Source organism: Fluviicola sp., from assembly GCF_029266855.1.
Lineage (GTDB): Bacteria > Bacteroidota > Bacteroidia > Flavobacteriales_D > Crocinitomicaceae > Fluviicola.
In genome coordinates this window covers 109,932-136,237 of record NZ_JAQSWB010000003.1, presented here as the reverse complement: position 1 = coordinate 136,237, position 26,306 = coordinate 109,932, and the positions used below count along the sequence as shown (strand labels likewise).

Sequence of the window (26,306 nt, the reverse complement as noted above, 5' to 3'; positions counted from 1 at the left end):
TTGTTCACATTTCAGTATTAATAGTTTGGGGAGAAGGAACAAATATCTCACTAATGCTTCCCGTATCTTTGTATTATGAAAGATCTCAAATCTTTACAAGCCCTAATTGCACTCATGGATGACCCGGATGAGCAAGTTTATGCGCATGTAAGAGATCGTTTGCTGGAAATAGGACCTGATGCTGTTCAACTCCTGGAATCTTCCTGGGAAGAGAAAGATTACGGATTACTTTTTCAATCGCGCATTGAAACGCTGATCCATGAAATTCAATTCGAAGAATGTAAACGACAACTTGTTTCCTGGTATCACAGTTCCACCAAAGACCTTTTGAAAGGTGCTATAATCGTTGCGAAATACCAGTACCCAGGCCTGGATGAAAAACATGTTTACGAGTTCATTGAGCGCGTTCGCAGGGACTGCTGGCTGGAGTTAAATCCGAATATGACCGCTTTCGAATCCATCCGGATTATCAATAAAGTACTTTTCGGTCAGTACGGGTTCTCCGGAAACTCAAAGAACTACAACTCACCGCTCAATTCATTCATCAATACAGTCATTGAAACGAAGAAGGGAAATCCACTGAGCTTAAGTATTCTTTACAGCATTGTTGCCCAGGAACTGAAACTCCCGATCTATGGAGTGAACCTTCCCAATCATTTTATTCTGGCATACATGGATAACAACGGAGTAAACCAGTTTATCTCCAATGGAAACGAATATGGTGTCCTGTTCTATATCAATGCTTTTTCGAAAGGAAGTATGTTACAGAAAGACGATATTGTTCAGTTTTTATCCAGCATTCAGGTTGCCCCGCAGGCAAGTCACTTCGAGCCGTGTTCCAATTCTGATATTCTTCGCAGAATGCTTACTAACTTGGTCTCTTCCTTCCAACAGGTAGGTAACCTGGAGAAAGTGAACGAATTGATTGAGCTGAGAAGTTTGCTGGATTAATTCAAAATTCAAAACACCTCTTAAATCTCTAACATTAAACCGCTCATTATGAAGCAATTTGTTGTGTTTTTCATTTTAACCTTTCTCATTGCTTGTTCTTCTCAGGAAACAAGTAAAACAAATTCTTTAGAAATATCGGAAAGTCCAAAAGAACACAGGATTCCTGGAAACTCCGGAAAGAAAGAAATTAAAAGTGAAGGTGAAATAACATTAGCGGAATACCAAACTTCCACTTACGATGATCCGGAATTTGCAGATGAAGTGAAAAAGCATCAGGAAGATTTAAAAAAACTCTCCGACAAGAACGTTTTTGCTGTCATTCATACAAAGCTGATCCAAAAGCTGGCAAAAAAACACCAGGAGTACTTTAAAACAAAATCCAATTACGAAATCCTGGCAGTTGCAAACGGAAACCTATTCCAGGAAAACAAAAACGACTCCGGGTTTATTGTCTATGATCAAAAGAATCAGCGGGTTTCCATTTTGGTTTACCGGGAAGCAAAGAACGCTTATTCCGAGTTATTCCGGGAGCTGAAAGTTGAGAACGGTCTTGAACATGCAGATTGCAATTACACTTCTTTCGGAACAATTGATTACCAGTTGGCCGGAGAGATCATTTACCAAGAAGAATCACTAATCAAAAACCCTGAAAGCTACACGGAATATCCACCGGTGAGAATTACAGACCTTGCCAAAGACGGCGATTTCATTTTAAAGGAGGGTTGCTTTTCGAAAAAAATCTCCCAAAAGAAAACTGCAAACTCACTTTGTATTGCAACAAGCAGTGTCTACAACAACTGGGAAGCACTAAAATACGATAAGAGAAACAACACATTTATCATTTTCTACGGTCAGGCTTTTGCAGATTAAAAGGAAATAAACATACAAAAGAATTTGTATCTTGGTTTACGGAAAGTTAGTGCCTGTAATCTTTTACAAAGTGACAATATCAAACGAAATCAGTTTTATTTCCATTGAAAATCAGAACCAGGATTTTCCCAAACATTTCCATGAGACATTTTGTATCTCTCTGATCAGGAACGGAATAGAAAAAATTGAATTGGAAGATGGTTTTCTATATAGCCAGGCAAACTGCATTTCAATTACCAATCCGTATGAGGTACATGCCAATCCGGTGGTTGACCGCGATGCTAAAGTCAGTTTTGATACGCTCTATATTTCCGGCGACTTCCTATCACATTTGTTAAACGGAAAAGACCTTGAATTCAAAAACCGGCAGATTCGCGATCCTCAAATCAACAGCACTTTTATTCAACTCTTAAAGCAACTAAAATCCGGTGATCATTCCCAATCAGGATTAGTTTTAAAGAACCTCATTTACCAGCTTTATCCTCATTCACAAACCCCGGAACGTGAAAAACATTCTTCTTTTCAATCCGATTACCTGACAGAACTCATCACTTATATCGAGCAAAATTTAGAGGACAAACTTTACCTGGATGAACTTGCAAAAATCATTCATCTGAACAAATTCGGTTTTTCCAAAAAGTTTAAAACACTTACCGGGATGACCCCGATGAGTTATGTTTTGATGAAAAAAGTGTTTTCTGCGAAAAATAAAATCAGTCCGGATTGCGATCTTACGGACCTGGCATACGCCTACAATTTTACAGATATCGCGCACTTTTCCCACAGCTTCAAAAGATATGTAGGCATTTCACCAAAAGAATACAGAAATCAATTAAGCCTGAAATTGCCAATATTATACAAGTAAAGCCGGTTTACTTCGTTTAAATTTGACTTCCAGTAAGAAGTGAAATGAAGCATTTATTTTCAGCAATAATATTCGTATTCCTAATCCTTGAATGCAAAGCCCAGCAATTCAGCAAACGAAACCTTTTAAGCGATTTTGATGTTTTTCAAAGCATTTACGAAAAAGCAAATGCAGGCCTTTACAAATACCACACGAAACTGGAAATTGACAGTGTATTTTCCGCAAATCGAAAGCAGATTAAGAAGCAAACTTCCTACCGCGAGTTTTACAAGCTGGTTTGGAATGTCATCGACTTTACGGGAAGCTGCCACAACGATCTGACTTATCCCGATTCCCTGAAAAAGGAGCTTCGTCAGCAAGAGCTCTTCTTCCCTATTCCTCTGAAGTTTTTGAATAACAAACTGTATTCAACACTCACCTGCGAAACCATTCCGGCAGGCAGTGAAATCCTTTCGATCAATGGAGCAGATGCTTTCGAATTTGCGACAGAAGTTGCAAAATACACCAGCACTGACGGACATAACATGAGCGGTAAATATGCTTTCCTTGAAACTGGCGCCCTTTTTTTCCATATTTACCTGGCTTACGGAGAACAAGCTGCTTTCACCATTCGTTACAAAGACAGCATGGGAATTCAACAAACAGTTCTGAAATCCCTTGACTACAAAAACGCCCGGGAAAACTATAAAAAGCGATTTGTTCCGGAGTACGAAAAAAACAAAACAGCCGATTATTCCTTTCATTACATTGACAGCAGCCAAGCCGCATTACTGACAGTTAACACCTTTGGTATGGGAGGACCAAAAAGCGAAGGACATAAAAATTATGCAGCCTTTCTTGATTCGGTTTTTACCGACCTGAAGACCAGGAACATTCAGAACCTGATTGTGGACATCCGGGAAAACGGCGGTGGAAATGATCCCAACGATCTGCTACTCTATTCTTACCTGACAAAACGCAATTTCAGGGAAAACCGTTCCGCATTTACGCTTTTCAACAAAGTGCCATTAAAGAAATATTATTTTGAAGAAGAAGAGAATGAGATCAGGGACTTAGAAAAAGACCTGCAAGAAGAGCATTCCGTTTTGAGAAATAGAAAATACTATCAGAATGAAAAAGCAAACCCTGTATGGACTCCTAAACCCAATGCGTATTCCGGCAAAATCTATCTTTTAGTCAGTCCGTTTGTTGCCTCTGCAGGTTCCTTATTTGCCAGTCTGGTAAAAAGTGATGATGAATCCATTGTCATCGGCCAGGAAACCCTGGGTGGATATTATGGTCATACCGGACACATTCCGGTAACATACAAGCTTCCAAAAACCGGTTTGCTACTCACTTTTTCAATTGTCGACCTGGAGCAGGATGTACAAAAATTAAGCGATCAAAAATACGGAGACGGAATAAAACCCGATTATCCGGTAGAACAAAGCATAGAAGAATATTTCCAAAGCGTTGATACGGTGCTTGAATTTGCAAAAAAAATGATCCGGCACTAAAAATCTCTCAGATCCGGGCATTCCGGCAAACGATCGCGGCAAATAATTTGTATTTTAGATCCTGATCAAGATCAATAAACAACACATGAAAAAAATACCCACTTTATACGAATGGGCAGGCGATATCCAAACCTTTGAAAATTTATTCTCCCGGTTTTACGACAAAGTATTGAAGGACGATCTGTTGGGCGAGGTTTTTAAGGATATGTCGCCGGAACATGTGAAACACGTTTCCAACTTTGTAGCAGAAGTTTTTGGCGGGGAAAAATTGTACAGCACACACGACAACGGCAGTCACGCCAAAATGATCGGCAAACATATCGGTAAGATGCTCACAGAGGAAAAACGGCAGCGCTGGGTACATCTGTTATTACAGACCGCAGATGAGGTCGGGCTTAAAAGCGATCCGGAGTTCCGTTCAGCTTTCGTAGGTTATATCGAGTGGGGAACACGGCTTGCAGTGATCAATTCCCAGTTGACAGAGAATCCGATGGACACCAACGAACCTATGCCGAAATGGGGCTGGGGAGAAACTGGCGGACCATACATTCCCGACACCCATTAAATGTCTTTTCTTCGTTTTATAAATTATCAGAAAACTTAACAGATAATAGCATTTAATCTGCCTCCGGACGATAAAATTATATGTATCTTGAAAAAATACATCAATAAGAGACAGTATGAATTGGAGCGAATTACGAAATCATCTGAAAGGGAAAGTATTTCTTGTCGGTCTTACTTTTACTGACCAGGAAGGGGAAATAATTGAACAGTACCAAACACATGGAACTGTTGCTAAACTGACCGTGGACGGGTTTTTCAAGATAATCAGAGAAGACAAGAGTGTTTTTACAATACCTTACGACAAGGATACGATCAAAAAAGCAAAAGAAGGAGAATACCGTGAGAAAATGACCGGTGAAATCATTAAAAACCCTGACTATATTATGACCTGGGAGATCAAAACCACGCGAAATGATGATTTCGAAGACATCAAAAAACGAGGCTACACTCCTATTCCCGGATATCGTGGCAATCATGAATCGACGTAAGCAGGGCGAAATAAAGCAAGTTCCGGGTTTTATGAAGTTTATTTTACTTCGAACTTTGTGGTAAAAAACGGAATACAATGACCGAACAGCAAACAATCAATTACCAGCGAATTGCAGAGGCAATTGAATATATTCAGGCAAATTTCAGAGAACAGCCCAAACTGGAAGACGTTGCAAAGAAAGTTCACCTCAGTTCCTTTCACTTTCAGCGGCTCTTCAGCGAATGGGCCGGTACCAGTCCGAAGAAGTTTCTGCAATTTACCACCGTGGAATATGCCAAAGCCCTTTTAAAAGAAAACCAGGCAACGCTGTTTGAAGCCGCATATGAAACCGGGCTTTCGGGAACGGGGCGTTTGCATGATTTGTTCATCAATATTGAAGGAATGACACCCGCCGAATACAAAAACGGAGGAAGAGACCTGGTTATCAATTACAGTTTTGCGGAAAGCCCTTTTGGAAACATATTGGTGGCTTCGACCGAAAAAGGGATCTGCTACCTGGCTTTTTCAGAAGATGAATCCCTTGCATTTTCAATCATGCAGCAGCATTTCCCCAATGCACATTTCAGGCAAATGACAGATCCCATTCAGCAAAATGCAATTCACATCTTTAGCCACGACTGGACCAAATTAAGTGAGATCAAACTGCACCTGAAGGGAACAGACTTCCAGCTCAAAGTTTGGCAGGCACTTTTAAAAATTCCAATGGGGCAATTGACAACTTACGGAACCATTGCAAATCAAATTGAACACCCGAAAGCTTCAAGGGCAGTAGGTACAGCAATCGGTAGTAACCCGGTTGCGTTCCTGATTCCCTGCCACCGTGTAATTCAATCTACCGGAATAATCGGCGGCTATATGTGGGGAAGCACGCGCAAAAAAGCAATTATTGGCTGGGAAGGAACAAAAGCACATCCTGAACTTCTTTAGCAAGTTCCGGGTTTTATCGCCACCCAACTATCCGAACCTTTGCATTCAAGTTTAAAACAAACACCATGCAAAAATTCAAAAACAAAGTAGCCTTTATTACAGGCGGAACAAACGGAATGGGTTTTGCCACAGCGCAGGAATTCATTCAAGAAGGAGCAACAGTAATTATAACGGGACGCAGCCGGGAAACCGTTGATAAAGCAGTAAAAGCCCTAGGTCCGAATGCGATTGGTTTGGTATCCGATTCAGGGAAAATGAAAGACCTTTTCGAGTTACAAAATCAAGTTAAGCTGCACACAAACCATTTGGACATTCTATTTGTAAACGCAGGCTATGGAAAATTCGCCTCCATCGAACAAGTAGACGAAGCACATTACGATGAACTTTTCAACCTGTTGGTAAAAGGAACATTTTTCACCGTTCAGCAACTGTTACCGCTAATGAACGCAGGAGGTTCCATTATCCTGAACACTTCCATTGTAACCGGGTTCGGATTCGATAATTTCTCCATTTACTCGGCAGCCAAATCAGCTGTTCAATCCTTTATTAAAACCTTCTCGACGGAATGTACCGCGAAAAACATCCGCGTGAATGGGGTGAGCCCAGGATATATTAAAACCAACATCTTCAATAATACCGGACTTACAGCTGAGCAAATCGATGGAGCAGTTCAGGGGATTATCCCGACACTTCCATTCAAGCGCTTCGGAGAAGCTTCTGAAATTGCCAAAACAGTTCTTTTCCTTGCCTCCGATGACGCTTCCTATATCCACGGAGCAGAAATTGCGGTTGATGGTGGATTGTCCAATACGAAATAACACTTATTGAATGGAAATTAAGATCGTAAGATTAAAAGAGAAGTCCATAAAAAGCCATTGTTGATTCAAAATCTGCGTTATCCGTGAAATCTGTGTGAAAATTCCAATGGATTCAAAATAGCTCGCAGATTTAATAGATTGACGCAGATTTTAATTCTTAAGTTCTCCCCTTAGCGTCACAAGAGAATTTAAAATGGTGACAGAATTAATCACTGGTACAAAAATGAATAGTTAAAAAACGGTGGTGATTACAAACGCTGCCGTTTTCACCAAGCTGGTTTTAAATATGATAAAGCATTCAGACCTATCAAACAGCGATCTGAGAAGAAAAATCAGACAAGGCGAAATTGTCTTTGCCGGGAATATCCGTTTAAAGATTTACGGAACTCTTCACTGTAAATCAGGGAAACGCATGAAACGCGAAAACAGGGTTTTCTTTTCATCCGAAAAGGAATCCCGCATTCATTGTTTCCGACCTTGTGGGCATTGTATGGGAAAAGCTTACATGAAATGGAAAACACACTAATATCCCAACAAAAATTTGCTGTATTTCTTTTTTATCATCAACTTTGTATTTCAAAGTACTTTAATGGACATGTTCTAATCTTTACAAGATGAAAAATGAAATGACTCAGACACAAAAGACAAGCAGAATCCTGTCGCTTGCAATTCTGATCTTGGGAATTGTCCTGCTTATTTTTATGATTACAGTTGAAGACGAACCAGGTGCTTTGCCCTTGTTGTTAATTCTTACCGGGACAGTTTGGTTTTCAATCAATCAGTATCGGATTAAGAGGAAGTGATCCAAAAGTGCTTTTATGTTAATGATAGAAAGGTGAAATAATTTGTATATTACAATCGATGGTGGACAGGAGAAATAACGGAATCCCACCCCTCTTAGTCTCCCCTCAAGGGGAGAAGCCACAACTTAATTAGTATCAAATCCCACTTCCAGCTGCATTTCTTTCATTTCCGAGATCATTTTAGCGGATGGATTGATGCGCAAGCGTTTGGAAGGCATGCTTACTGTCAGGTTGTCCAAATGGTCGATCACCGTGAATTTAACCGAACAGTTTCCTTCTTCGCTTTCCTTGAACATGGATTCAAGCTTGTTCAGCATCATCTGATCGAGGAGTTTGATCGGAACCGTGATATTGATCGTAGCTGTTTTCGTTCCCATCATATCCTGCAATTGCTCAATGGAGTTAATGCTGAACTCAATGGGTTTCATTTTCGTAATCTTGTCCGGATAAGGCCCTTCCTGAACTCTTCCCTTGATGGCAACAAACAAATCTTTGGTCAAGAGGTGTTTGAATTTCAGATAAGTATCTCCGAAAATGTATTGCTTGTGTGAATTCGTATAATCTTCGATTAAGATCAATCCGAACGGTTTCCCGGTTTTAGTCGTCAAATGCTGAGCATCGGTGATAATTGCCGGAATAGTGAAATCGCGGCCCAAATGGTTTTTCACATTGGAGAGTAGTTCCACGTTTCCGTTGCAGAAGGCTTCAATCTCTACCCGGAAATCATCCAGCGGGTGACCGGAGATAAAGATTCCTACTACTTCCCGTTCCCGGTTCAATTTGTATAACAAACTCCATTCTTCCGACTGTGGAATAGTCGGTTCGGGCATTTTCACATCAGCTGCTTCGCCAAACATGGAAACCTGGGCAGAATTTTCGTTATCCTGTAAGCTGTTTCCGTATTTCAGCGCATTCTCAATAAAGGTTTTCCCTCCGGGATCCAAAGCAAAGTACTGTGCTCTGTGTGCTCCCCTGAAGGAATCGAAACAACCGGCATAGGCCATGCTCTCCAATGCTTTCTTATTCACCAAACGCAAATTCAGTCGCTTGGTCATATCAAAGATCGAGGTGAAAAACCCATTCTGACGTTCTTCGATGATATTTTCAACCGGTCCGCTTCCCAATCCCTTGATTCCACCCAAACCAAAGCGAACAGCTCCGGCCTGGTTTACCGTGAATTCATACGAAGATTCGTTCACATCCGGTCCAAGTACTTCAATTCCCATACGGCGGCATTCTTCCATGAAGAAGCTCACCTGTGTAATGTCGTTCAGGTTATTGGAAAGTACCGCAGCCATAAATTCAGCAGGGTAATTTGCTTTCAGATAGGCCGTTTGGTAAGCAATCCAGGCATAACAGGTGGAATGCGATTTATTGAAGGCATAGGATGCGAATGCTTCCCAGTCTTTCCAAACCTTTTCCAGTACTACCGGATCGTGCCCCCGTTGCGCTCCCTGCTCAACAAACTGGGGTTTCATTTTATCCAAGATGTAGCGCTGCTTTTTACCCATTGCTTTACGCAAGACATCGGCATCACCTTTAGAGAAACCTGCCAATTTCTGGGACAAAAGCATTACCTGCTCCTGGTAGACTGTAATTCCGTATGTTTCTTTCAGATACTCTTCACAAGCATCCAAATCGTATTTAATTTCCTGTTCTCCGTTCTTTCTCTTAATAAAGTCGGGAATATATTCCAAAGGACCCGGACGGTACAAGGCATTCATGGCGATCAAATCCGCAAAAACGGAAGGACGCAATTCACGCATGTATTTCTGCATCCCCGGACTCTCGTACTGGAAAATCCCTACCGTTTCACCTCGCTGGAATAGCTCGTATGTTTTTTCATCGTCGATCGGGAAAGTATCGGGATCGAGATCAATACCGTGTCGTTTTTTTACGTTCTTTACCGCATCCTTGATCAGAGTCAAGGTCTTCAGTCCCAGGAAGTCCATTTTCAACAATCCGGCTTCTTCAGCAACGGAGTTATCGAACTGGGTACACCACATTCCCGTATCTTTTGCAAGTGAGACAGGAACGAAATTGGTGATATCATCGGGTGTAATGATCACACCACAAGCGTGAATTCCCGTATTCCGGACAGAACCTTCAATGCGCTGAGCCTGTCTCAAAACCTGCGCACGCATATCTGTTCCTTTTGCAATCAAGCGCAATTCCTGGACATTTGCAAGATCCTGCGGACTGTTGGATAATTTCTCTGCCAATTTGGGCTCTTCCCAATTGAAAATGGCATCCAATGAAAAGTTGTCCGGGATCAATTTGGCCAAACTGTTAGTTTCGATCAGGGGTAAATCCAAAACACGGCCCGCATCGCGAATAGAAGACTTCGCAGCCATCGTACCGTAAGTAATAATCTGCGCAACCTGGTTTGAGCCGTATTTTTGAATTACCCAATCGATTACGCGACCACGACCTTCATCATCGAAATCGATATCGATATCGGGCATGGAAACGCGATCCGGATTCAGGAAACGCTCAAATAGCAAATCGTAAGCAATCGGATCGACATTGGTAATCCCGGTACAATATGCTACTGCCGAGCCAGCTGCAGAACCACGTCCGGGACCTACCGAAACGTCCATTTCACGTGCCGCGTGACAAAAATCCTGTACAATAAGGAAATATCCGGGGTATCCTGTCTTTTCAATCGTAGCCAGCTCGAAATCCAAACGGTCACGGATCTCTTCCGTGATTTCCGGATAACGTTTAGCCGCACCTTCATACGTCAGATGTCTCAGGTAAGCATTTTCTCCCCGTTTTCCGCCATCGACCTCATCTTCCGGATACTTAAACTCGTCAGGGATTTCGAAAGCCGGAAGTAAAACTTCCCGGGCAAGCGCATAAGGTTCTATCTTATTTAAAACTTCAGCTACATTTTCAATTGCTTCCGGTAAATCCAGGAACAATTCCTTCATTTCATCGGATGATTTGAAGTAATACTCATCGTTCTCCAATCCGAAGCGGAAATTTCTTCCTTTCCCTTTCGGAGTCGTTACCTGTTCACCGTCTCTTACACAAAGAAGAATATCGTGTGTGTTTGCATCCTCTTTTGTAGCGTAAAAGGTATTATTCGTGGCAACCAGTTTTATTTCATGCTTTTCGGCCAGTTTGATCAGGGATGCATTTACGCGGTTTTCGTCTTCCTGCCCGTGGCGCATAATCTCCACGTACAAATCATCCCGGAATAAATTCTTCCACCAAATCAATGCTTCTTCCGCTTGTTTTTCCCCTACATTCAGGAGCAAGCTCGGGATTTCTCCATTTAAGCCCCCGGTAAGGACAATCAGGTCTTCGTGGTATTGTTCTATTGCCGATTTATCAATTCGCGGAACATAATACATTCCTTCAGTATGCGCAATCGAAGCCAGCTTGATGAGGTTGTGATAACCCTTCTTGTTCTTCGCAATAAAAACAACCAGTGATCCGTTGTCCTTTACGCTTTTATCCAAACGATCGCGGCAAACATACATCTCACAACCGATAATCGGTAAGAGCGGCTGCCTGTTATACGTTTGTCCGTTTTCCTCAGCTTCCTGTCTTTCAGCCTCAATTTCTTTATTTATTCCGGCAATTGCTTTTTCGAAATGAAAGGCAGCCATCATATTTCCGATATCCGTCAACGCGACAGCCGGCATGTTGTGCTTAATGGCTTGTTTCACCAAACCTTTCACATCCATTGTAGACTGAAGAATGGTAAACTGTGTATGATTGTGCAAGTGAACAAAAGGAACATCCTTTAAGCGTTCCCTTGCTTCCGAGACGTCAATCGAAACAGAATCATCACTTGTTTGTTTTTTGAGTTTGGCACTTTCCTCTTTTAAATTCAGATGGGTAAGCCCAATTGGCTGAATATAATCCGGATTCGCTATTTTGAAGCGATCGAAGTATTCCAGTTCAACCTTCAGTTCTTCTTTTGTGAAAACTTCCCGTCGAATCAATTCAAAGAAACAGCGCGTAGTCGCTTCCACATCGGCAGTTGCATTATGCGCTTCACCGAAAGGAACGTTGAATAAGTAATTGTGTAATTCCGTTAGTGTCGGTAATTTGAATTTACCACCACGACCCCCGGGAATTTTACACAGTTCCGCAGTAACTTCCGTACAGGTGTCCAAAACGGGGAGATCATGCATATTCGTTGCAACCTGAGTCCGCAAGAACTCAGCCCCCATAATATTGAGGTCAAAGCGGATGTTTTGTCCGACAACAAAGTTTGCTTTTCGTAAGGCTTCGTTGAATTCTGCGATAACATCTTCCAAAGCCTCGCCCTGTTCCATGGCAAGTTCTGTAGAAATCCCGTGAATCCGCTCGGCATCGTAGGGGATATCGAAACCATCCGGGCGAATTAAGAAATCTTTTGCTTCGACCAAATTCCCCAGCTCATCATGTAATTGCCAGGCAATCTGGATCGCTCTGGGCCAATTATCTAAATCAGTCAGAGGAGCATTCCAATCACGAGGTAAACCGGTTGTTTCGGTATCGAAAATCAAATACATTGTGAGTCCTTTTTTGGGACAATAAAGATAGTTAAAAGAAAGGGACGAATAAAACACAAGACGGGTGCTTGTTAATAACTCATCCCTATTCTTCGAAAGTTTTGGGTGATATCCGGATATAACGATAACATGATATCGTTATATCACGAACGGGTGCAATTACCTATCAATTTGTTACAGCCGGAATCGACTCCAGCACGGCTTCCTTTGCCGGCAGTACCGTTCCTTTGATCTTCAGGATCATTGTGGGTTGATTCACAGCATTTGAAACAAGGGTAAAACTTTTGTTGAAAGGTCCTGCTCGTTTCGTATCATACCTGATGTTTATCTTGGCAGTTTCCCCCGGAAAAACAGGTTCTTTAGTCCAATCCGAAACGGAGCAGGAACAACTCGGATTTACCCGTTCAATAAGCAAAGGTTCATTTCCGGTATTTTTCACAACGAAGGTATGACCTCCATTACCGGCATAATCGATCTCCCCGAAATTATGGGTTTCACTTTCAATGGAAATCTGAGGACCTTTTGCTACTTCCTGTGCAAATAAGTCAGAGAATCCGAATACTGACCCACAAGTCAATGCAATGTTTAAAATGATTGTTTTCATATGTAGAAATTTAATATTGAAGCAATCTACACAATCAAAACCAGGGAAAACCAATGATTAACAAGACCTTAACTCAAGTCTTAAATAGCTGTTAAATTTGATTTTTGAGACAACCTTTTGATGGACATCAAGACATTTAGGACATCAGGATTTTAGGACTTAATCTTCACTCATCTTCGGGGATGACGAAGACTTTGAAACGAACTTTTTCAGTTCCTTTTTTGGTATTGGTGGAAAGGATAATTGCACGGTCCTGTTCGTAATACTTTCCTTTGGTTTCAAAAGTTACGTGGAGTACTGCCGATTTTCCCGGTGGAATAGGATCAGGAAGGGTGACTTTTGTGCAGGGACACGAAACTTTGTATTCTGAAATAATAAGCGGTGCATCACCTGTGTTTGTAATCACGAAATCGTGTGAAATGACCGGACCTTCTTTTGTTTTAGGAAAAGTGAAGACAGCCTTATCAACAGAAAATTCCGCTTTCTGACCGATGCAAAAAGCGGAATTCACTATGAGAAATGCGATAGCTAAACAACGCATTTGATTATCTTTTAGTGAGCAGACGGAGCTCCACCTTCGTTTACAGGGCTTGTTCCTTCCGGTTGAGGAGCGACATTTCCTTTGATGCGGATCACTTTCGTTGGCTCGTTTACAGCATTTGAAGTGATTGTCACATTCTTGTTAATTGCACCAGAACGTTTTGTATCATACTTCACTGTAATTACTCCTTTTGCTCCCGGAGCAATTGGTTCTTTCGGCCACTCAGGAACCGTACAACCACATGAACCTTTTGCATTTGAAATGATCAAAGGGGCGTTACCTGTATTTGTGAAAGTAAATGTACAAGCTCCGTTACCTCCATATTTGATATTTCCGTAATCATGTGTTTCTTTTGCGAATTCGATCTTAGCCCCGTTTTGAACTTCCTGAGCTACCGCAGTGTTTGCACCGATCACAGCTACAAAAGCTAACATCATTGTAAATAATACCTTTTTCATTTTGTTTCTTTTAGTTGTTGTAAATATAGATTATAAAGTTTTACCTCCTGGTTTCTTTAACACATAGTTAACGAAAATCATTCCAAAATACTAATTTGATTTTGAAACGTATTCATCAAAGGTCAAATCCACATACTTTAAACGATCTTCTATCTGTTTCCGTTGCTCCACATTCATATCCGGATTTTCTTTCAACAGCATTTCATAGTATTTCTTAACCTTATCTTTTTGTCTCGGAACAACAAAAACATCGTATGCTCCCGCCAGGCTTTCCAACACCATTGCCCGGTTCTTATACATCGGGTACATTAAGATCAATGAATCGGCAGTAATAACAGAGCGCTGGTGCAAGTTAGCCGAAGCAAAAATAATGTGTGCCTTGTCCATAAACTTCGGAGCTTCTTTGGATTTCGGAAAACGATGGGTAATAGCCAAACACTTCTCCGCATAAACAACTGCGGTTTCCTGGCTATATTCGAGCGACCCCGAAGCTGACGTTTTTCTTAAAGAATCCTCGAAGTTCTTCAATTCCTTGATAGCTAATGGCAAATCTTTACCCGTTGGTTCGTTTTCACCTGTCTGTTCCTTTTTTTCAGTATTCGAAGAACAGGCAAACAGAAAAAAGCCAAGCGCAATTACACTCAATAATTTCATTATTTTCCTTTTTTGAACGATGGAAACTTCATTTTATATGCAACAGAGATCAATCCCTGGGAGATATTTTGAAGTCTTTTTGTAAGTAATCTTCTTTTTAAAACAGATAGATGATCTGTAAACAAAACCCCTTCAATATGGTCGTATTCGTGCTGAATAATGCGTGCTTTATACCCGTCAAACCATTCATCATGGAATTGCCAGTTCTCGTCATAGTAAGTCATGCGGATTTTTTCCTTGCGGTAAACCTCTTCCCTGATTTTAGGAATACTTAAACAGCCTTCGTGAAATCCCCACGCTTCTCCGGTTTCTTCCTCAATAATCGGATTAATAAAAACGCGTTTAAAACCTTCCATTCCTATTGCTTTCGGATCTTCCTCTTCATCCTCATCATCTGTTTCGGCAAAGGGACTTCCGTCAACAACAAACAATCTAATCGAGCGATTAATCTGAGGTGCAGCCAAGCCAACTCCGGATGCTTCATACATCGTTTCGAACATATCTTCGATCAGTTTATTCAATTCAGGATAGTCCTGATCAATTTCAACAGCTTCTTTTTTTAGAATCGGATCACCGTAAGCTACAATTGGCAATATCATTTTTGATTTTTTTTACAAAGTTAGGAAATAGACTCTTTCGAAATACTTTTCCTTATTTTATGCGGGTTTGAAGGTAATCCTGGAGGATAATTGCTGCACTCACCATATCAATCAAGCCTTTTTGTTCACGATCCTTTTTCTTTAATCCGCTTTGAGCAATCACTGCCGAAGCCATTTTCGAAGTAAAGCGCTCATCTAAGAGGTTGACCGACACTTCAGGAAAATTCTTCTGAACCGCTTCTTTTAATAAACGTACATTTTGGGTAATGTGTGAGTCGGAAGCGTCTAATCTTTTCGGCTCACCGATTACGACCTCAACAATCTTTTCTTTTTCGACCAGTATTTTCAACTCATCCATTAAGGTTCTGCTCTCAATTGTTTTTAAGCCGAAGGCAAACATCTGGAGTTCATCGGAGATAGCCAGGCCGGTTCTTTTCAGACCAAAGTCAATTGCGAGGATTTTTGACAAGAGATTATTTTAAAAATTGTTCGTTCAAAGATAGATAAAAACGTTCTAGGGTTTATAACCCTAGAAGGGTGGTGTCAAAAAAAATGATTATATTATTACGTGCCCGAAACCAAAATCATTTTTTTATTCCGCTTCTCCATTTTATCAATTAGCCCTACTTTTGTCCCAAAATCAAAATTATGCGTTCCATTATTGAAGCTGCCTGGGAAAACCGGGCATTACTAGATCAGGCAGAAACACGTCAGGCAATTGAACAGGTCATCGAAGATATTGACAAAGGAAGATTGCGTGTGGCAGAACCTACCGATGACGGCTCGTGGCAGGTAAACGAATGGGTGAAAAAAGCAGTGGTAATGTATTTCCCGATTCGCAAGATGGAAACTATTGAGGTCGGACCTTTTGAGTTTCACGACAAAATGGCTTTGAAAAAAAATTATGCGGAATTAGGAGTCCGTGTTGTTCCTCATGCTATTGCGCGTTACGGAGCATTTGTAGCTCCAGGCGTAATCATGATGCCATCTTATATCAATATCGGAGCTTATGTTGATTCGGGAACGATGGTTGACACCTGGGCAACTGTGGGGTCTTGTGCACAAATAGGTAAGAATGTTCATTTAAGCGGTGGCGTTGGAATTGGCGGAGTATTGGAACCTTTGCAAGCGGCGCCTGTAATTATCGAAGACAATGCTTTTATCGGATCGCGCTGCATCGTTGTAGAAGGAGTTCGTGTTGGTAAAGAAGCTGTTTTGGGAGCGAATGTTTGTCTGACCATGTCAACCAAAATCATTGATGTAACCGGACCAGAACCGATTGAACTAAAAGGATATGTTCCCGAACGTTCGGTAGTCATTCCGGGATCGTATACCAAATCATTCCCTGCGGGAGATTTCCAAGTACCATGTGCTTTGATCATTGGAAAACGCAAAGCCTCAACTGATCTGAAAACGAGTTTGAACGATGCGTTAAGAGAGCATCATGTAGCAGTATAAAATAGGTCGGGGCGCGATTAATCGCGCCCCGACTGTTTATGGTTTTTCCTCTTCTTTCTTCTCTTCAGTCTTCTTCTCCTCTTCGAGCTTCTTTTTCTCCTCCTCGAACTTTTGCTTTTCCAGTTCTAATTTCTCCTGCTCCAGTTTCAGCTTTTCTTTTTCGAGTTGCAATTTCTCTTCTTCCAGCTTTTGTTTTTCCGGATTTTCCTGAGGTTTCAGCTCACCTTCCTTCTTTTCGATCTCTTCTTGCTTTCTCTTCGCATCTTCAACCTTTTTCCTAAGATTATCACCTTCCGGGCTCAACTCATCCATACCTGGTATTTTCGGCAACTTAAATCCGAAACGAGAAGATACTCCCGTCGAAATAAGTGGTCCGCCGATACCTACTTCAAAGTTCATTCCCACAAACTTGGAAAAATAGTAGCGGAATCCCCAGCATGTTCGCATTGAGATCGGGATAGTAGGAAATCCTTTCCAGAAACCGGTATTATCTTCCGTTTCCACACCATTCACAAATAACTTTCTATACTTTGCATTACTGCCTATCCCAATTCCTCCATACATATCCAGGCGTTTGTTTTTTACCGGGAAATGGAAGTTAAAACGCGCCTGGATCCGCACTCTGCTCATTTTTCTTTCATATGCATTCGTATAGGAAACTCCGTCAACAACCGAATCCAGGCGGTCATACGTCACACTGCTTCCACTATAGATTGCATCCACCCCAACCCCGAACCAATTGTTGAGGAAAAACTCAGTTCGCAAGCCTGTCGGGCCCGATCCACGACTTTCAATATTGGAAATATTGTCATCATCTTTCACAGCCCCCAGCATTGAACTCTTTAAGCCTGGAAATAAACTAGTGTAATTTGGAAATCCGTAATAAGGATCATTCACAAGATTCCATTTGGTATTTGCCTGTCCAGCTGCATTGAAGACCAGCATAAGGGACATAACACTTACCGCAAGAGTAGAAGTTCTCTTCATAAGTTGTAGCGTTTTTGGTTTTTATTCTTATATAAATAAAAACCCTCTCTTTTTCAAAAGAAGGTCAATTTATATACGTTGGTTTTTAATGGAAGCGAAATTAAAATTTTAGTTCACCCATCATCCGAGCTTACCTCTTTATTTCGTAAAATACAGGTTTCATTGAGTACCTGACTATATTCATTATGCTTGCATATTCTTTTGAAAACAAAAAATCCCACCTGTCAGATGACAAGCGGGATTCAGCTATTCAAGAAATCTCTTAACTATTTTTCTGGCTTTCCAATTTGATCAGATTCAAAGCAGATCCTGCTTTAAACCAATCAATTTGCTGTGCATTGTAGGTATGATTCAATTTGATCTCCTCTTTCGATCCATCTGCATGAACGAGTTCCAAAGTCAATTGTTTGCCCGGAGCAAAATCAACCAAATCAATGAAGTTGAATGTATCATCTTCCCTGATCTTCTCGTAGTCTGCTTCATTTGCGAAAGTCAAGCCCAACATCCCCTGTTTTTTCAGGTTTGTTTCGTGAATCCGCGCAAATGACTTCACGATTACCGCACGAACACCTAAATGCCGCGGCTCCATTGCTGCATGTTCACGGGAAGAACCTTCACCATAATTGTGATCACCTACAACAATCGAAGGAATTCCTGCATTTTTGTATGCGCGGGCAACAGCGGGAACCTCACCAATCGAACCGGTCAACTGATTCACTATTTCATTTGCTTTTCCATTGAATGCATTCTCAGCGCCGATCAGCATGTTATTGGAAATGTTATCGAGGTGACCACGATAGCGCAGCCACGGGCCTGCCATAGAGATATGATCAGTCGTACATTTCCCTTTTGCTTTGATCAGCAATTTCGCACCTTGTATGTTTTGTCCATCCCAAAGCGGGAAAGATTCCAACAACTGCAAGCGGGTCGAATCCGGGTTTACAAGAACCTGTACATTGGAACCATCTTCAGCCGGAGCCTGGAATCCCGGATCTTCCACATCAAATCCTTTTGTCGGAAGTTCATCTCCGTGCGGAGGCAGGAATTTTACTTGTTCTCCTTTATCGTTTGTTAAAGTATCGGTCAGCGGATTGAATCCCAGATCACCTGAGATTGCCAAAGCAGCTACCATTTCCGGTGATGTTACAAAGGCATGTGTATTCGGATTTCCATCTGCGCGTTTCGAGAAGTTCCGGTTGAATGAGTGAACGATGGTGTTTTTCTCCTGCTTATCAGCACCTTCACGGTCCCATTGTCCGATACAAGGCCCACAGGCATTTGTAAATACTTTCGTACCCATTTTTTCGAATGTCGCAATAATTCCGTCGCGCTCAATCGTATAACGAACCTGTTCGGACCCCGGATTGATCCCGAATTCTGCTTTCGGAGTAATACCGTGTTTAACCGCCTGTTCCACAATTGAAGCTGCGCGGGACATATCTTCATATGAAGAGTTTGTACATGATCCTATCAAACCCCATTCTATCTTCATCGGCCAGCCATTTGCTTCGGCCTCGGCTCTCATTTTTGAAACCGGAGTTCCACGATCCGGAGTAAAGGGACCATTGATATGCGGTTCCAACTCAGTCAGGTTGATCTCGATCAATTCATCAAAATACTGTCCCGGGTTTGCATATACTTCCGGATCACCCGTTAAATGTTCAGCAACAACATCGGCCAAAGCAACAACATCGGCACGACCGGTTGCATTCAGATAGCGGCGCATTGAATCGTCGTAACCGAAGGTAGAAGTTGTAGCCCCGATTTCTGCCCCCATGTTACAAATCGTTCCTTTTCCGGTAGCAGAAAGTGAGATCGCGCCATCGCCGAAATATTCAACAACCGCTCCTGTTCCACCTTTTACCGTAAGTATATCGGCAACTTTCAGGATCACATCTTTTGCAGATGTCCACCCGTTCAGTCTTCCGGTTAATTTAACTCCGATCAATTTCGGGAATTTCAACTCCCAGGCCATTCCGGCCATTACATCCACAGCGTCGGCACCACCAACACCAATTGCGATCATTCCAAGTCCACCTGCATTTACAGTATGTGAATCCGTTCCGATCATCATTCCACCAGGAAATGCATAATTTTCCAAAACTACCTGGTGAATGATCCCTGCTCCCGGTTTCCAGAAGCCGATACCGTATTTATTAGAAATCGATGACAAAAAGTTAAAGACCTCGTTGTTTTCGTTCAGTGAACGCTGTAAGTCTGCAGAAGCACCTACTTTTGCCTGGATCAGGTGATCACAGTGAACGGTAGACGGAACAGCAACTTTTGGTTTCCCGGCCTGCATAAACTGCAATAAAGCCATCTGTGCAGTTGCATCCTGCATTGCTACGCGATCCGGTGCGAAATCAACATAAGATTTCCCGCGTTCGTGAACGATCGTAGGGTTTCCATCCCAAAGGTGTGTGTAAAGAATCTTTTCAGTAAGGGTAAGTGGTCGACCAACAACCTTTCTTGCAGCAGCTATACGTTCCGGGTAAGAAGCGTAAACTTTTTTGATCATGTCTAAATCGAAAACAGCCATTTTATAAAATTTGAATGAGTCTAATTTAAGCATTTAAGAAATCGCATGTTCTAAATAGTATTTATAAATGCATAGATTTTTTCGATGGGTGGGCGGATTGTTTACCGAACAAAGAAACCGCACGCAGATTGCGCAGATTTACGCAGATGTAAGTAGGTATCTTAAAAAGATTAAGTTTGGAACAGTGTATTACTTTATATTGCATTAAAAAACATATGTCATGAACAACATTTTATTTTCAGCTTTGTCATTGATTCCATTTATAACGTTCGGGCAGAACTATACGTCTTATTTCACCGGTGATACAACTGATCTTGTTACCAGTCCATCCGGAGGTATCTGTTTAATGGGTGGTGCAACAGAAGATGACAATGCAATGAAGTGGTTTCTTCAAAGAGCAAATGGAGGAGATGTATTGGTATTGCGAGCAACCGGAAGCAATGGTTATAATTCTTATTTGTATTCGGATTTGGGTATTACAGTAAATTCGGTAGAAACAATTGTTTGCACCAGCGCTTTGGCAAGTACAGACCCTTATGTTTTACAGAAAATAAATCAGGCAGAAGCCATTTGGTTTGCTGGCGGCGATCAATGGACTTATATCAGTTACTGGAGAAACACGCCAGTAAGCGATGCACTGAATCTGGCCGTTCAGAATAGAAATATCGTAATCGGCGGAACAAGTGCAGGTATGGCAATCCAGGGAGAATACTATTTTTCTGCCCAAAACGGTACTGTTACTTCAACAACAGCACTTGCAAATCCATTTGACAACCTTGTTACAGTAGACTCATCACCGTTTATCCAAAACACCTTCCTAACGAATACCATAACGGATACTCATTTTGACGATCCGGACAGGAAGGGAAGACTTGTTACGTTCCTGGCGCGGATCTTAAATGACTATGGAAGTCATGCAAACGCAATTGCCTGTGACGAATACACAGCTGTGTGCATCGACACGAATGGAACTGCCAGGGTTTTTGGAGGATATCCAACATATGATGACAATGCTTATTTTATCCAATCCAATTGCGAACTTACCAACCAAACACCTGAAACTTGCAGTTCCGGAAATCCTTTGACATGGAATCTGGGAGGGGAAGCCTTAAAAGTTTACCAAATAAAGGGAGACGAGACAGGCAGCAAAACATTTAATTTAAATAATTGGCAGTCCGGTACAGGTGGTATTTGGTATCATTGGAGTGTTGCTAACGGAACTCTTTCCGAACAAACAGGAACGGTTCCGGATTGCCTGCCATTATTAGTCAATGGTATTTCAACAGATTCAGAAGTGGCAATCTATCCTAACCCAACAAGTGGTAAAATAATGATCACACTCGGCACTGACGCTTTTGCAGAGAATAAACTTTACCTCTGCAATCCCCTCGGACAGAAAACACAAGTAACCACACAGACTCCTATTACTGAAGTGGACTTAAGCAACCTTAGCAATGGAGTATATTACTTATTAATTTATGGAAATAATGGAGAGGCTTATCGAAAGAAGATCGTTAAAAACTGACACTCTCGGAAGCATAATAGCATGCCGTTCAGGAAATTAATCGGGATACTATTTCCCGGAATATGTTTAAATTGCTTAGACGAAACCTTGCAGATCGTATTTCCCAATTTTGGGTATGCCAGGCACCGTGAAGTTTCTCATGTATAAGTTAGCAGAAAGTTTCCTCAAACCTCAAACAAAATGAAATCAATCGTTCAACAGTTAAGAGAAGAGAAAAATTTAACTCAAAGCGAACTAGCCGAGAAAAGCGGACTTTCGCTGAGAACAATCCAACGAATTGAAGCAGGCAACATTCCAAAAGGATTTACATTGAATGCTCTTGCAAGTGTTTTTGAAACCGAGCCGAACAAACTCATACCTTCCAAAGAAATCACAAAACTTGACAGAGCAAAATTGATTAACCTTTCAAGTTTACTTGGACTTGTGATACCCCTGGGAGGTGTTATATTCCCATTAATTCTGACCAACAAAACTAAGGACGCAAAGAACAAGGAACTTGGAAAAAGTATCGTCAGTGTTCAAATCATACTTGCATCGGCATTAGCTGTTTCTCAAATAGCCAGCCCATTCATTCAAAAGGGATTATCGCTGCGTTTTCCGCTTTTTGTGTTCCCATTGGTATTCATTATTTGTCTGAAACTGTTGGTAGTTATCGTAAATGGCATCAGCTTAAACACGAAAAACGATTTGCATAAAAAATTAAAAATCAATTACTTATAAAATCCACCGATAAATTGACGTAAAACTGACGTAATCCTTTTGCAAAGAAAGTGTTTCCTAAAACAGAGATTTGTAAAAAGTGATCTGATGAAAGTTTTAAAGAGAATCCTGTTGACCTTTTTGGTCGTTTTGGTTTTGGCTGCACTCGGCGGTTATATTTATTTTGACCAAAAATTTACACCCGATAAAAATTATCTCACGGTAGAAAACGAAAGCGGCTCGATACCACTAACCTGGTTCGGGGTAGAAAAGAATGCCTTGCTCCTTCCCATACATTTTGAAAGAGACACGACCAACTATTATTTGCAATTTGATACGGGTTCGCCTTACACCGTCTTTTATTCAAAATCGATCAAGAGCATTCCTCAAATATCCATCACCAAAGGAGTTGCAAAAGCTTCATTCTATATTGGAAAAACAAAAATCAGTTCTGATACATTCAAAATCTATAATTCAGGAGATGACACCGATACTAATTCACTAAAAATAATCGGGACCATAGGAACTGATATTTTGGAAAACAGGAGAACAATCATCAATTTTAAAGAAAATTACCTTGCTTTAAATCTGTCCAAAGTGCCTACTCAATTCAAACCCAACCTATTTTATTTCGAATTCAAAAAAAGAAAAATAATCCTTGCCGGTATTTTGAAAGGAGAAGAGGAAAGCTTCTTATACGACTCAGGTACAAGCGCCTACGAATTACTAAGCAACAAGGAAGTATGGGAAGAACTGAAACTGCCCCATTCAAAAATCACCATTGAAAAATCACAATCCTGGGAGAACGTTTTGACGACATTTACCGCCAACTGCAAGCAGAAAATAATATTTAACAAGCAGGAAGTACCTCTAAATCATGTTACTTATGTGGAAGGATTTTCGCAGATCCAATATTTGATGATGAAGTTTTCGGGTATGACAGGAATGTTGGGGAATAAACTGTTTTTGAACCATAGCCTATACATTGACTGTATCCAGAATAAAATGGGAATAGAATAAAAAAACGTACTTCAATCTGGTGTTCCCCACGAAACTATTTAAAATGGGTTAAACGAAGATTAAACTATAGGGATAGTTATTCAGCTGCTAAAAGAAAAGCCCCAACACTAATGCCGGGGCTTTCATTTATCTTAATCAAAAATTAATTCACTAACAACCTGTGAGAAGGAGCAAATTTAGTAAGACTAATTCCTTCTACTGCAGTTTTATACTCCTCTATTGTAGGAGTTCTACCTAGAATAGTTGACAATACAACAACCGGTGTAGACGACAATAAAGACTCTCCTTTTTTACCATCAGCATCTTCTACTACACGTCCCTGGAATAAACGCGTTGAAGTAGCCATAACCGTATCTCCTTTAGCCGCTTTTTCCTGGTTCCCCATGCACAAATTACATCCCGGGCGTTCCAAATACAACATATTTTCGTATTCGGTACGCGCCGCGCCTTTCGGAGCATTATCGTCAAATTCGAAACCGGAATATTTCTGCAGGACTTCCCAGTCACCTTCTGCTTTCAATTCGTCAACGATGTTGTATGTCGGAGGGGCAACAACCAAAGGAGCTTTGAATTCAACCTTCCCGTTTTGTGCCTCAACGTTCTTCAACATTTGAGCAAGGATCTTCATATCACCCTTGTGAACCATGCACGAGCCGATAAATCCAAGATCTACTTTTTTCTCTCCGCCATAGAAAGACAAAGGTCTGATTGTATCGTGCGTATAGCGTTTGGAAACATCCTTATTATTTACGTCCGGATCTGCGATCATCGGTTCTGCGATCAGATCCAGATCAACAACAACTTCTGCATAATATTTTGCGTTTGCATCCGGAGTCAAAGCAGGTTTCTCACCCGATTTAATCTCAGTAATTCGTTTGTCCGCTTTATTGATCAAGCCCTGAAGAACCTGTCTTTCGTTGTCCATTCCCTTATCGATCATGATCTGAATCCTGCTTTTTGCAATCTCCAGTGATTCGATCAAAGTATCATCTTCAGAAATACAGATAGAGGCTTTCGCTTTCATTTCCGCAGTCCAGTCAGTAAAGGTAAATGCCTGGTCAGCAGTAAGCGTTCCGAGATGAACCTCAATAATTCTGCCCTGGAATACGTTTTCACCGCCAAAGGTATGTAACATCTGAGCTTGTGTAGCGTGAACCACATCGCGGAAATCCATGTAATCCTCCATGGTTCCTTTGAATGTTACTTTTACTGATTCCGGGATCGGCATGGAAGCTTCACCGGTAGCAAGCGCAAGTGCAACCGTACCGGAATCGGCACCAAAAGCAACACCTTTAGACATTCTTGTATGTGAGTCACCACCGATAATGATCGCCCATTCATCAATGGTAATATCATTCAAAACCTTGTGAATAACATCCGTCATAGCCGGGTAGACACCTTTCGGGTCGCGGGCAGTGATCAAACCGAAATCATTCATAAACTTCATCAGTTTCGGAATATTTGCCTGCGCTTTTTTATCCCAAACCGAAGCCGTATGACAGCCCGATTGGTATGCACCATCAACGATCGGAGAAATAACAGTTGCAGCCATGGATTCCAATTCCTGCGCAGTCATTAATCCCGTTGTATCCTGCGACCCAACAATGTTTACTTCCACACGCACATCCGAACCTGCATGCAATACTTTCCCCGGAGCAATTCCAACAGCATTCCGGTTAAAGATCTTTTCCACCGCTGTCAATCCCTGCCCTTCAACAGAAACTTCTTTTGACGGAGCAAAAACAAGCGGAGCTTCAATATCTAAAATCTTTGCAGCTAATGTTTGCAGCTTCTTACCGAAAACAATCGCGTAGGATCCACCGGCTTTGATGAACTCCAGCTTTTGCGGAGTAAACGCCTTCGAAATATCGATCAGCTCTTTATCGCCGTTGTATAATTTCTTTTTCTTTGTATTAATTGTCAATACCGTTCCGGTAGCAACAGAGTAAGCTTCTTCCAGGATCGGATCTCCGTTTTCATTGCGAATCGGCTCCCCGTTTCCGTCGAGTTTTTTCACCCAGTTCTTCAAATCCAAACCGATTCCACCGGTAACATCAACAGTTGTAAGGAAAATCGGAGAAATACCGTTTGTACCACCGACAATCGGAGCGAAGTTTACGAAAGGTACGTACGAACTTGCCTGTTTACCCGTCCAAAGCGCCACGTTGTTTACACCTGACATTCTTGACGAGCCAACACCCATCGTTCCTTTTTCAGCGATCAGCATCACACTTGCATCGGGATATTGTACCTGCAGCATTTTAATTTGATCCTGTGCTTCGGGAGTGATCATACATTTCCCATGCAATTCCCGGTCTGATCGCGAATGTGCCTGGTTACCCGGAGACAAAAGATCCGTTGAAATATCCCCTTCTCCGGCGATGAATGTAACTACCTTAATTTCCTCCGGAACATCGGGAAGTTTCGTGAAGAACTCCGCTCTTGCATAACTTTCAAGAATTTCAAGCGCAATGGCATTTCCGTTTTTGAACGCCTCCTTCAAACGGTCCGTATCTGCATCGTATAAATAAACCTGTGTTTTCAGAACATTCGCAGCTTCCTTTGCAACAGCAACATCATCACCTAAAGCGATATCGAGCAACACCCTGATAGAAGGCCCGCCTTTCATATGTGACAGTAACTCAAAAGCAAAAGCAGGTGAGATTTCGTTTACTATTGATTCTCCGAGAACAATCTCTTTTAAAAACTGTGCTTTTACAACTGCTGCAGGTGTAGTTCCCGGTAGCGTATTGTAAATGAAAAATTTCAATGAATCTTCCCGATACGGGTTGTTGGCATCTTTAATCTGAGAGATGATCTCACTTAGCAGTTCTGCACCATCAATTGGTTTCGGGTGAAGTCCCTGCACTTTGCGCTCTTCAATTTCTTTGATGTATTCTTGATAGGTATTCATAAAAAGAAGTCTT

General features: G+C 41.5%; 24 protein-coding genes. 14 read left to right on the top strand and 10 right to left on the bottom strand.

Annotated features, from left to right (window positions below; genetic code table 11):
- Window positions 1-75 precede the first annotated feature (75 nt).
- The 10 genes from K0S23_RS09220 (at window position 76) to K0S23_RS09175 (ending at window position 7,784) form a co-directional block, all read left to right on the top strand.
- Window positions 76-951: a transglutaminase-like domain-containing protein gene (locus K0S23_RS09220; RefSeq protein ID WP_300356437.1), complete on the top strand. Its 876-nt coding sequence runs from the start codon at window positions 76-78 to the stop codon at window positions 949-951.
- Between the two features lie 48 nt (window positions 952-999).
- Complete coding sequence (locus K0S23_RS09215) at window positions 1,000-1,821, top strand: hypothetical protein (RefSeq protein ID WP_300356435.1); 822 nt, start codon at window positions 1,000-1,002, stop codon at window positions 1,819-1,821.
- Between the two features lie 70 nt (window positions 1,822-1,891).
- Entirely contained in the window at window positions 1,892-2,686 is a 795-nt protein-coding gene (locus K0S23_RS09210) for an AraC family transcriptional regulator (RefSeq protein ID WP_300356433.1), read from the top strand.
- Between the two features lie 44 nt (window positions 2,687-2,730).
- The gene (locus K0S23_RS09205) at window positions 2,731-4,182 is read left to right on the top strand and encodes a S41 family peptidase (RefSeq protein ID WP_300356431.1); all 1,452 of its coding nucleotides are present in this window, start codon (window positions 2,731-2,733) and stop codon (window positions 4,180-4,182) included.
- Window positions 4,183-4,267: 85 nt separating this feature from the next.
- A complete protein-coding gene (locus K0S23_RS09200) occupies window positions 4,268-4,747 on the top strand; it encodes a group II truncated hemoglobin (RefSeq protein ID WP_300356429.1) in 480 nt (159 codons plus the stop codon).
- A 115-nt stretch (window positions 4,748-4,862) separates the two neighbouring features.
- The gene (locus K0S23_RS09195; RefSeq protein WP_300356427.1) at window positions 4,863-5,234 is read left to right on the top strand and encodes a hypothetical protein; all 372 of its coding nucleotides are present in this window, start codon (window positions 4,863-4,865) and stop codon (window positions 5,232-5,234) included.
- A 77-nt stretch (window positions 5,235-5,311) separates the two neighbouring features.
- Window positions 5,312-6,163 carry a methylated-DNA--[protein]-cysteine S-methyltransferase gene (locus K0S23_RS09190; protein ID WP_300356425.1) on the top strand — a complete coding sequence of 284 codons (852 nt, stop codon included), beginning with the start codon at window positions 5,312-5,314 and terminating at the stop codon, window positions 6,161-6,163.
- A 65-nt stretch (window positions 6,164-6,228) separates the two neighbouring features.
- A complete protein-coding gene (locus K0S23_RS09185; RefSeq protein ID WP_300356423.1) occupies window positions 6,229-6,981 on the top strand; it encodes an SDR family oxidoreductase in 753 nt (250 codons plus the stop codon).
- 286 nt (window positions 6,982-7,267) lie between these two features.
- Window positions 7,268-7,507, top strand: a complete 240-nt coding sequence (locus K0S23_RS09180; RefSeq protein ID WP_300356421.1) for an Ada metal-binding domain-containing protein — start codon at window positions 7,268-7,270, stop codon at window positions 7,505-7,507.
- 88 nt (window positions 7,508-7,595) lie between these two features.
- Complete coding sequence (locus K0S23_RS09175; RefSeq protein WP_300356419.1) at window positions 7,596-7,784, top strand: hypothetical protein; 189 nt, start codon at window positions 7,596-7,598, stop codon at window positions 7,782-7,784.
- A 125-nt stretch (window positions 7,785-7,909) separates the two neighbouring features.
- On the opposite strand, the gene dnaE is transcribed toward K0S23_RS09175, so the two are convergent.
- From dnaE to ruvX, 7 genes are all read right to left on the bottom strand, one after another.
- The gene (dnaE, locus tag K0S23_RS09170; RefSeq protein WP_300356417.1) at window positions 7,910-12,295 is read right to left on the bottom strand and encodes a DNA polymerase III subunit alpha; all 4,386 of its coding nucleotides are present in this window, start codon (window positions 12,293-12,295) and stop codon (window positions 7,910-7,912) included.
- A gap of 166 nt (window positions 12,296-12,461) precedes the next feature.
- A complete protein-coding gene (locus K0S23_RS09165; protein ID WP_300356415.1) occupies window positions 12,462-12,899 on the bottom strand; it encodes a DUF1573 domain-containing protein in 438 nt (145 codons plus the stop codon).
- A 166-nt stretch (window positions 12,900-13,065) separates the two neighbouring features.
- Window positions 13,066-13,440, bottom strand: a complete 375-nt coding sequence (locus tag K0S23_RS09160) for a DUF1573 domain-containing protein (protein WP_300356413.1) — start codon at window positions 13,438-13,440, stop codon at window positions 13,066-13,068.
- Between the two features lie 11 nt (window positions 13,441-13,451).
- Complete coding sequence (locus tag K0S23_RS09155) at window positions 13,452-13,898, bottom strand: DUF1573 domain-containing protein (protein WP_300356411.1); 447 nt, start codon at window positions 13,896-13,898, stop codon at window positions 13,452-13,454.
- 90 nt (window positions 13,899-13,988) lie between these two features.
- Window positions 13,989-14,552 (bottom strand): hypothetical protein, encoded by a 564-nt coding sequence (locus K0S23_RS09150; RefSeq protein ID WP_300356409.1) that lies wholly within the window; start codon window positions 14,550-14,552, stop codon window positions 13,989-13,991.
- Window positions 14,552-15,151: a peptide deformylase gene (def, locus tag K0S23_RS09145; protein WP_300356407.1), complete on the bottom strand. Its 600-nt coding sequence runs from the start codon at window positions 15,149-15,151 to the stop codon at window positions 14,552-14,554. The genes K0S23_RS09150 and def overlap by 1 nt, the downstream gene beginning before the upstream one ends.
- Before the next feature lie 52 nt (window positions 15,152-15,203).
- On the bottom strand, window positions 15,204-15,620 hold the full coding sequence (gene ruvX / locus K0S23_RS09140) for a Holliday junction resolvase RuvX (RefSeq protein ID WP_300356405.1): 417 nt from the start codon (window positions 15,618-15,620) through the stop codon (window positions 15,204-15,206).
- Window positions 15,621-15,790: 170 nt separating this feature from the next.
- On the opposite strand from ruvX, the gene K0S23_RS09135 reads away from it, so the two are divergent.
- Window positions 15,791-16,609, top strand: coding sequence for a 2,3,4,5-tetrahydropyridine-2,6-dicarboxylate N-succinyltransferase (locus K0S23_RS09135; protein ID WP_300356890.1), 819 nt, complete (start codon window positions 15,791-15,793; stop codon window positions 16,607-16,609).
- 36 nt (window positions 16,610-16,645) lie between these two features.
- Here K0S23_RS09135 and K0S23_RS09130 read toward each other — a convergent pair whose 3' ends face one another.
- Together K0S23_RS09130 and K0S23_RS09125 are read right to left on the bottom strand one after the other, a co-directional pair.
- Window positions 16,646-17,596, bottom strand: coding sequence for a hypothetical protein (locus tag K0S23_RS09130; protein WP_300356403.1), 951 nt, complete (start codon window positions 17,594-17,596; stop codon window positions 16,646-16,648).
- Window positions 17,597-17,858: 262 nt separating this feature from the next.
- Window positions 17,859-20,135, bottom strand: a complete 2,277-nt coding sequence (locus K0S23_RS09125) for an aconitate hydratase (protein ID WP_300356401.1) — start codon at window positions 20,133-20,135, stop codon at window positions 17,859-17,861.
- Window positions 20,136-20,355: 220 nt separating this feature from the next.
- Here K0S23_RS09125 and K0S23_RS09120 point away from each other — a divergent pair, with 220 nt between their 5' ends.
- From K0S23_RS09120 to K0S23_RS09110, 3 genes are all read left to right on the top strand, one after another.
- Window positions 20,356-21,660, top strand: a complete 1,305-nt coding sequence (locus K0S23_RS09120) for a T9SS type A sorting domain-containing protein (RefSeq protein ID WP_300356399.1) — start codon at window positions 20,356-20,358, stop codon at window positions 21,658-21,660.
- Between the two features lie 180 nt (window positions 21,661-21,840).
- Window positions 21,841-22,380 (top strand): helix-turn-helix domain-containing protein, encoded by a 540-nt coding sequence (locus K0S23_RS09115; protein ID WP_300356397.1) that lies wholly within the window; start codon window positions 21,841-21,843, stop codon window positions 22,378-22,380.
- Window positions 22,381-22,467: 87 nt separating this feature from the next.
- Window positions 22,468-23,379, top strand: a complete 912-nt coding sequence (locus K0S23_RS09110; protein ID WP_300356395.1) for a hypothetical protein — start codon at window positions 22,468-22,470, stop codon at window positions 23,377-23,379.
- A 142-nt stretch (window positions 23,380-23,521) separates the two neighbouring features.
- On the opposite strand, the gene K0S23_RS09105 is transcribed toward K0S23_RS09110, so the two are convergent.
- On the bottom strand, window positions 23,522-26,293 hold the full coding sequence (locus tag K0S23_RS09105; RefSeq protein ID WP_300356393.1) for a bifunctional aconitate hydratase 2/2-methylisocitrate dehydratase: 2,772 nt from the start codon (window positions 26,291-26,293) through the stop codon (window positions 23,522-23,524).
- Window positions 26,294-26,306: the final 13 nt, after the last annotated feature.

Coding starts and splice junctions, on each gene's coding strand:
- K0S23_RS09220 (WP_300356437.1), top strand. CDS start 76: ATGAAAGATCTCAAATCTTTACAAGCCCTAATTGCACTCATGGATGAC.
- K0S23_RS09215 (WP_300356435.1), top strand. CDS start 1,000: ATGAAGCAATTTGTTGTGTTTTTCATTTTAACCTTTCTCATTGCTTGT.
- K0S23_RS09205 (WP_300356431.1), top strand. CDS start 2,731: ATGAAGCATTTATTTTCAGCAATAATATTCGTATTCCTAATCCTTGAA.
- K0S23_RS09200 (WP_300356429.1), top strand. CDS start 4,268: ATGAAAAAAATACCCACTTTATACGAATGGGCAGGCGATATCCAAACC.
- K0S23_RS09195 (WP_300356427.1), top strand. CDS start 4,863: ATGAATTGGAGCGAATTACGAAATCATCTGAAAGGGAAAGTATTTCTT.
- K0S23_RS09190 (WP_300356425.1), top strand. CDS start 5,312: ATGACCGAACAGCAAACAATCAATTACCAGCGAATTGCAGAGGCAATT.
- K0S23_RS09185 (WP_300356423.1), top strand. CDS start 6,229: ATGCAAAAATTCAAAAACAAAGTAGCCTTTATTACAGGCGGAACAAAC.
- K0S23_RS09180 (WP_300356421.1), top strand. CDS start 7,268: ATGATAAAGCATTCAGACCTATCAAACAGCGATCTGAGAAGAAAAATC.
- K0S23_RS09175 (WP_300356419.1), top strand. CDS start 7,596: ATGAAAAATGAAATGACTCAGACACAAAAGACAAGCAGAATCCTGTCG.
- dnaE (WP_300356417.1), bottom strand. CDS start 12,295: ATGTATTTGATTTTCGATACCGAAACAACCGGTTTACCTCGTGATTGG.
- K0S23_RS09165 (WP_300356415.1), bottom strand. CDS start 12,899: ATGAAAACAATCATTTTAAACATTGCATTGACTTGTGGGTCAGTATTC.
- K0S23_RS09160 (WP_300356413.1), bottom strand. CDS start 13,440: ATGCGTTGTTTAGCTATCGCATTTCTCATAGTGAATTCCGCTTTTTGC.
- K0S23_RS09155 (WP_300356411.1), bottom strand. CDS start 13,898: ATGAAAAAGGTATTATTTACAATGATGTTAGCTTTTGTAGCTGTGATC.
- K0S23_RS09150 (WP_300356409.1), bottom strand. CDS start 14,552: ATGAAATTATTGAGTGTAATTGCGCTTGGCTTTTTTCTGTTTGCCTGT.
- def (WP_300356407.1), bottom strand. CDS start 15,151: ATGATATTGCCAATTGTAGCTTACGGTGATCCGATTCTAAAAAAAGAA.
- K0S23_RS09130 (WP_300356403.1), bottom strand. CDS start 17,596: ATGAAGAGAACTTCTACTCTTGCGGTAAGTGTTATGTCCCTTATGCTG.
- K0S23_RS09125 (WP_300356401.1), bottom strand. CDS start 20,135: ATGGCTGTTTTCGATTTAGACATGATCAAAAAAGTTTACGCTTCTTAC.
- K0S23_RS09120 (WP_300356399.1), top strand. CDS start 20,356: ATGAACAACATTTTATTTTCAGCTTTGTCATTGATTCCATTTATAACG.
- K0S23_RS09115 (WP_300356397.1), top strand. CDS start 21,841: ATGAAATCAATCGTTCAACAGTTAAGAGAAGAGAAAAATTTAACTCAA.
- K0S23_RS09110 (WP_300356395.1), top strand. CDS start 22,468: ATGAAAGTTTTAAAGAGAATCCTGTTGACCTTTTTGGTCGTTTTGGTT.
- K0S23_RS09105 (WP_300356393.1), bottom strand. CDS start 26,293: ATGAATACCTATCAAGAATACATCAAAGAAATTGAAGAGCGCAAAGTG.